This is a genomic window from Deinococcus sedimenti (assembly GCF_014648135.1).
GTDB lineage: Bacteria > Deinococcota > Deinococci > Deinococcales > Deinococcaceae > Deinococcus > Deinococcus sedimenti.
The window spans coordinates 1-6,174 of sequence record NZ_BMQN01000040.1 but is presented as its reverse complement, the minus strand read 5'-3'; the positions used below and the strand labels follow the sequence as shown (position 1 = coordinate 6,174).

Annotated in this window: 7 protein-coding genes and 1 pseudogene; 3 read left to right on the top strand and 5 right to left on the bottom strand. The window is 61.3% G+C overall.

The genetic code is table 11. The features are described from left to right. A pseudogene (locus IEY69_RS21270) lies at positions 1-485 on the bottom strand (transposase family protein); the annotation flags it as partial. Between the two features lie 193 nt (positions 486-678). Here IEY69_RS21270 and IEY69_RS21265 point away from each other — a divergent pair. Then, on the top strand, positions 679-1,239 hold the full coding sequence (locus tag IEY69_RS21265) for a hypothetical protein (RefSeq protein ID WP_189075079.1): 561 nt from the start codon (positions 679-681) through the stop codon (positions 1,237-1,239). A 317-nt stretch (positions 1,240-1,556) separates the two neighbouring features. On the opposite strand, the gene IEY69_RS21260 is transcribed toward IEY69_RS21265, so the two are convergent. Together IEY69_RS21260 and IEY69_RS21255 are read right to left on the bottom strand one after the other, a co-directional pair. After that, positions 1,557-1,877, bottom strand: coding sequence for a hypothetical protein (locus IEY69_RS21260; protein WP_119673770.1), 321 nt, complete (start codon positions 1,875-1,877; stop codon positions 1,557-1,559). Between the two features lie 3 nt (positions 1,878-1,880). Beyond that, the gene (locus tag IEY69_RS21255; protein WP_229784196.1) at positions 1,881-2,750 is read right to left on the bottom strand and encodes a transposase; all 870 of its coding nucleotides are present in this window, start codon (positions 2,748-2,750) and stop codon (positions 1,881-1,883) included. A gap of 493 nt (positions 2,751-3,243) precedes the next feature. On the opposite strand from IEY69_RS21255, the gene IEY69_RS21250 reads away from it, so the two are divergent. Together IEY69_RS21250 and IEY69_RS21245 are read left to right on the top strand one after the other, a co-directional pair. After that, on the top strand, positions 3,244-4,068 hold the full coding sequence (locus IEY69_RS21250) for an immunity 49 family protein (protein ID WP_158590225.1): 825 nt from the start codon (positions 3,244-3,246) through the stop codon (positions 4,066-4,068). A 123-nt stretch (positions 4,069-4,191) separates the two neighbouring features. Continuing rightward, entirely contained in the window at positions 4,192-5,022 is an 831-nt protein-coding gene (locus IEY69_RS21245) for an ADP-ribosylglycohydrolase family protein (RefSeq protein ID WP_189075080.1), read from the top strand. Positions 5,023-5,055: 33 nt separating this feature from the next. On the opposite strand, the gene IEY69_RS21240 is transcribed toward IEY69_RS21245, so the two are convergent. Both IEY69_RS21240 and IEY69_RS21235 read right to left on the bottom strand, forming a co-directional pair. Further along, positions 5,056-5,472 (bottom strand): barstar family protein, encoded by a 417-nt coding sequence (locus IEY69_RS21240; protein WP_189075077.1) that lies wholly within the window; start codon positions 5,470-5,472, stop codon positions 5,056-5,058. Between the two features lie 116 nt (positions 5,473-5,588). After that, complete coding sequence (locus IEY69_RS21235) at positions 5,589-6,092, bottom strand: hypothetical protein (protein WP_189075076.1); 504 nt, start codon at positions 6,090-6,092, stop codon at positions 5,589-5,591. Positions 6,093-6,174 lie beyond the last annotated feature (82 nt).

Below are 6,174 nucleotides of genomic sequence, written 5' to 3'. Positions count from 1 at the left end.
ACCACGTGCATCCAGCCCCCATAGACCCACGTCCGCTCGAACAGGGTGCGCACCTGTCCCGGTTGCAGCGTCGTGAACAGGTCTCGTACCAGTTCATCCTCGATTCTGGTGTTCTCCCGGATGCGGATACACTGCCGGATGCGTTTCCAGCGCAGGAACGAGCACCACTCGCGCCCCACGAACTCCCGATCTGCGATCAACACGGCCCACCGTCGAGCCGGGAGTACTTTGAGCAGGCGTGCAACAAGAAGGATTCGAGCAGCAGTGCAACTGTTGCCTTGATGCGGCAGGATCGACCAGACGAGGGGAATCACCGCGCCCCCAAGCAGAACGCCCAGGACGAGGATGTTCAGCGGCGTCTTGCCGAGCGTGGTGAGGGTCCAGCGGGCCCATGGCACGTGGCGCAGAGCGTAGGCCAGGGGCAGGAGCACGCTCGCAAGGGCGAGGAGTTCCCAGGGGGCTCCGTGGTCGGCGTTCACGATCACGACGGGAACGGTGTGGCTGCCGCTCATGGCTTATCCGTTGGGCCAGAGGGAGATCGCCCACAGGATCACGATGAAGATCACCAGGATGACCTGCCACCAGGGGGGACGGAACCGGGGTGTGCGGTGGGGTGATTCGGGCATGCCTGGAGTGTAGGGAACGCGCGTGTCCTGAGTGCGCGTATAGGGGGGTGAGATGACGAACTGGTGCCAGAACAGACTGGTGGTGACGGGCGCGGATGACGCGCTGGGTGCGTGGCGTGCCGCACAACGGGGCGTCGCCCCCACGTACGACCGGGGCCCGGTGGCCGCGCAGTCGCTGAGTTTCGCCGCGCAGGTGCCCGTCCCGCCTGAGGTGGTGGCCCGGGGTTACCACGCGGGTGGTCTGGGGGACCTGCAGAGGGTGGTGAGCCTGCAGGCGGGTGGTGTGGATCCCCTGCCGGGCGTACCGCTGGATGGGGCGGCGTGGCAGACGATGCACTGGGGGTCCAGTCGGGACGCGGCGGACGTGGAGGTCGTGGCGGAGCCGGGCGTGTTGACGGTGTCGTTCTCGTCGGCCTGGTCGGCGCCGGTGCCGTGGCTGGAGACGGTGGGGGCGCTGTGGCCGGACCTGACGTTCGAGTTGTGGGGTATCGAGCCGGGCAATGAGCTGTTCGTGCACGCGCGGGTGGAAGGGGGGCGCGTGGTGCTGATGGACGAGCGCGCCCCGACGCCCGAGGAGTTGCTCGCGTGGGGCTATGACGTGGATGAGATGTGATGGCGCTCAGGTTCGCCGGAGGTTGAGCCAGAGGAGGCCGGCGCCGATCAGGGTGAGGGTGCCGAGCGTGGTGAGGGTCCAGCGGGCCAGGGAGTGCAGCGGAAGAGGAACGCCAGGAACACCAGCCCGCACGCCAGGGCGAAGACCTGCCCTGGGAGGGCCGGGCCCTAGGACACGAGCAGGTCTGTACTCTCGCTGTACCCGGGGGGCGCTGCGGGTGGGCCGCTCACGGTTGGTGCCGCACGAAGGGATAGACGCGCCGCGGGTGCACCTGGCCGTCACTCATGGCTGACACCTTCCCTATTGTGCAGGGTCGCTCAGAACTGACAGCGGCTGGCCTGGAGAGGCCACTGGAGGCTGAGACCAGTCCGGTGTTTGAGGCGTTCGGCTTCATCGCGGAAGCCAAAGCCGTTGCCGTCTGCCCAGCCGACCGTGACACCATCCAGGGTCTTCTCGTGCCAGCCGCCGTCTTCCCAGCGGTCGAGGGTGTTCAGGAGGGCGAGTTGCGCGGGGGTGGCCTGGACGTTGCAGCCGCGCAGGTAGGCGCGGGCGACTTCGGTGAGTGCCTGTTTCTGGGTGGGCGTGGCGGTGGGGGTGGTGACCCAGGCGGTGAGGCACTCGATCTGACGGCCTGACAAACTTTATGAGAGAGGGCGTAAAACCAGCGTCCAGCCGACTTCCAGCAACGTGATGGGGTCAGAGCATTTCTTCTTCCGTTTGCCCAGAGGTTCTGGATCTGGCCCACCTGGCAGTGCCAGGTGGGTAAACACTTCGAGGCCGCGACTGAGTGCCCAGCGCATGGCCCGTTCCCCAATCTTGAGATAACTCAGCCCACGTTGCCAATGCGCGTCGACCATTCGCCGTTTCCCTTCCGTGACGATCTGTACACCCTTGGTGACGAGAAAGAGCGTGGCCAGCGCCAGAACCATGACGAGCCTGTTCAGGCTCGTGACATCACGGAGCTTCGAGGATTCCAGCCCGTGGAGACCACTTTTATCGTCCAGGAAGCCCTCTTCGATTTGGAAGCGTTCGCCGTACTCAGCGAACGTTTCCAGGTCTGTCGGCTCGCTGCTCACGACCTGCCACTGTTCCTGAACGTCTGTGGGTCGAGCGACCGCGACATGGACTGGGCCAAACGCCTGCCCGGTGATGGCGACGTTGTGGAAACAGCGTGTTTCCCTGGGGCGGAGTCGAATGTCGTTGAGCTTGCACAGGCGCTGACCTTGCAGGTCAGCGAGGATCAGATTCGACTTGATACGGATGCGGTAGTGCCATTTGCAGGCCCAGAGCCAATCCATGAGTTCAGTGTCACAAAAACCTCGATCAGCAAGGAGCCGAACGTCATGGATGCCCAACGCATCGAGGAGGCCTTTGACACGGGCGAGCACAGGGAGAAGTTGTCGGGTCGAAACCTGGGCGCTCTCGTGCTGGATGACTTCCTGATGCAGTGGAAGGGATCGTCCCCTGAACGTGACAGCAAAGCGAATCAGGCAGAACTTCCCAAAGAGCATACTGGTGTCCAGAGCGAGCACCGCCTGGTGCTCGCCCCAGTGACGAAGGGCTTGGAAGACGAGCGGCGCATAGATCTCGAAGGGATCAACCTTCGGGTTCTCCAGAAACCTGCGGCCCTGAATCTCTCGGCTTTGCGCGAACTGCGCTTTTGAGATTCGCCCGCTCACCCACGCGGGGATGGAGCAGATTCGGCTTTCCAAGCACCCTGCGACGAGCCAGGCACAGGTGTCCGCATTGCGGACATCGTTCCAGGAGAGGGCGCTGAGGAAGGGCCGGACATTCTGGTAGAGTCGGGGCACGTCCCCGAAGACTATTTTTGTCGTCATAAACAGAAATTTTCCCCTATCGGGGACGTTTTCTCATACTTTCTGTCAGGCCGTCAGGGCACTCGATATTAAAATTACTCCTTTTATAATCAGATAATCCGATTCAAATTCTTTATTTCAGTGAACACATAGGAGTCAATGAAATATGTTGGAAAGTAGAATCGAAATGCCTGATGCATTTGTTTTTGAAGAGCTTGATCGCAATCTTACGCGTCATTCCGAAATGTTGGCCAAAATTCTCGCCAGCCGTGTCACGGCACAGGACTTTTCTCTGACATCACTCGGCAGCCGCGCGCTCGAATCGCTGGGCCTGTTGGCACTGAAGGGAGAGGCAGGAAGCGATGAAGCAGCCAAATTCCTAGGGATAGCGGCCCACGCCGAAAGTTACTCCCTGGAACTGGCCAACTACCCGGAGGGTTCCAGGGAAATTGAAGTATTGATTCCACCCCGCGCAGACAGCTTCTTCCGCCTGACGGTGGGGCCGAACAGTACCGCGCATCCGGATCGCTGGTTACGGGCGTTTTACCTCACGCTGATGTGGTGGCAACCGGCCCTGATCGAAACCGTTCTGCTGAACATCAGATACGAAGTGTTGCAGGCGTCCAGCACCAAATCTCCAGCCTACCGTTACTTGCAGGTGGAGGCAGCCAAAGCGCTCTACCGTGACGCGCCGGACGCGCCCGAGAAGATTCTGGAGACGCCGGAAGCCATGGATCACCTGCCCGGGGACAGCCAGGAATTCGCGGCTTTCATTGCCATGCACGAATGCGGAATGATGGCGAAGCTGGCCCTGAGGGACGAAGCGGGCTTCAATCAGGAAGTCGAACTGGCCCTGGCCAGTCACGTGAAGTTCTACCGCGAGGGTGAAACGCGGCGCAACGGCCCGGAGGCGTGGCTGTGCCTGCCAGCACTGGGACTGTCGGCCCTGGCGAAGCGACGGGGCATGAGCGTCACCGTGCAGTCCCCTTATTTGCCGCACGCCCTGCTGTAAGTAGCCACCCGGTCTCTCGTTCCTAATCTGGTAACGGCCGAATCGGGCACGTCCGGGACGCTTTCTTCCCAATCTGCTGCGTAGTTTTCGAGTCCGGTCAGGGTTCTCCATGATCCCAGTGAGCTGCCCACGTCCAGCGAGATCGAATTTGAACCCCCAGCGGGCTTCGAGCGCTCCCATGCCGGCGTACCGCCCGGCACGTGGTCGGACGACGGCGCGCAGGCCCTGGTCCTCCTGCACTCCCTGCTGACGTGTGGGCAGTTTGATGCGCACCACTTTGCCGGTGGGTTGATGCGCTGGTACGACGACGGCTTCATGGCTGTGGATAGCGTCTTCGACGTCGGCGTTCAGACCGCTAGGGCCATCGGGCAGTTGAAGCGGGGTGTCCCACCACTGGAAGCCGGCGCAGGGGGCGAGTACGCCAATGGCAACGGGTCACTGATGCGCGTCCTGCCGCTGGCCCTGTGGCATCAGGGGAGTGACGCGGATCTCGTCAGAGACGCGCAGCACCAATCCAGGGTCACTCACGCTCATCTCCGGGCGCAACTCTGCTGCGCCCTGTATGGCCTGTGGGCCCGGGGTATCCTGCAGGACAGGGCACAGCCGTTCGACTGGGCCGTCGCCACGTTACGCGCGCTGTACGGTGAGGCGACCCCGGAGCGGGCGGAGCTGGACTTCTTTATTCGCCCCGATGATGCTCACCAATGCCGCGGCAGGGGCTACGTCGTGGAGGCCCTCTTTTCCGCCCGTCAAGCCTGCGAGCAGGACGGCTTTGAAGCCGCCGTGAAGTTCGCAGTTGCCCTGGGGCAGGACACGGACACGACGGCTTGCCTGGCCGGTGGGATCGCTGGTCTCCAGGTTGGGCTGAAGGGGATTCCGGTGCGGTGGCGTGAGGGCTTACTCGGGACGGGGCTCTACCAACCGCTCCTGACTCAACTGCTGGCCAGGCGTTAAGCCCTTGGTTCGCGGCTCACGCCCTGGGCCGGCTCAGTGATCAATCCCCATCCACCTCAACTCACTTCGGCTCCAGCGCACCAGCTGTCGACGCGCGCCAACCCGGAAGACCACCCGAATCCGTAAGGGGAACGACGGTGAACGACCGCGTATCTCGTGAACGCGCCTCACCGCAAAGAGGAGATCCCCGAAGTACTGACTCACGGCGCGCTTTCCCAGGCGAGGCAAGCTCGGGTGCCAGAGGACGATGTCCTGCCAGCTCGTGGCGTGCCGCTCAGGGTCCGTCAAGCAATCGACGAAGGCGGCGCTGTTGCGCCCGAAGTACCGTTCTCTTCCGAGCACCTCGCCATAGAAGGCGTACAGTTCAGCGAGCGTCGCGACCTGTTTCGGGATCGTCACGACCACCTGATCGGGTCGGTCCATCAGGTCCGGGGTGTCGGTGAACGTCACGAGATCATCAAGGCGCATCTGCGCGACTGAGTATCACACGACGTCAGATGACGCACCCGCAGGCGCATCCCTCCAGCTGACGCAGAGATCGAAAGCAGATGAACGCGGCGGAGAAGTCAAGCGAGGTTTGCGAGATCCACCAACATGTAACTGTGCTCGAATTGGACAAGCACGACTGTAGACTCCCAATCACATGGTCCAATTGTCAGAGCTGACTGGAAATCGCCTACGACATCTTTCGAGGGAAGAGCCACGTGGACACGATGAGTCACTTCGTTGTAGCGAGATTCTTGAATGACTTCGACTGATGATGGGGCATAGTGTGAAAGCCAATGCTGTAGCTCTTCCTTAGGTACTTGTAGGGTTGGATTGGAAGAGTCCTGATTATCTCGGCCATATCCCAGCATGTGCAGAACAGTTCTGCAGTAAAAATGAATGATGCTGTTATACTTTCGTTTAGCCCCAATGTAGATCTCGAGCTCCTCTTCTTGTACCAGGAAACTCGACTCACCCCAGCTCCAATGAAAGTACTCAAGGTCATACGTTCTGCGCCTTGCCTCTTGATACAGGAACTTGTGCAGCGATTCCTTTGAAAAACCAAAGGGCTTATCTGACGTCATTTTCGCAGGGAGTATAGCCTCAGTACCCGACACTTTCCGGCGATTTCGTCTGGGACGCCACCAACAGGTGGATCAAGTCACA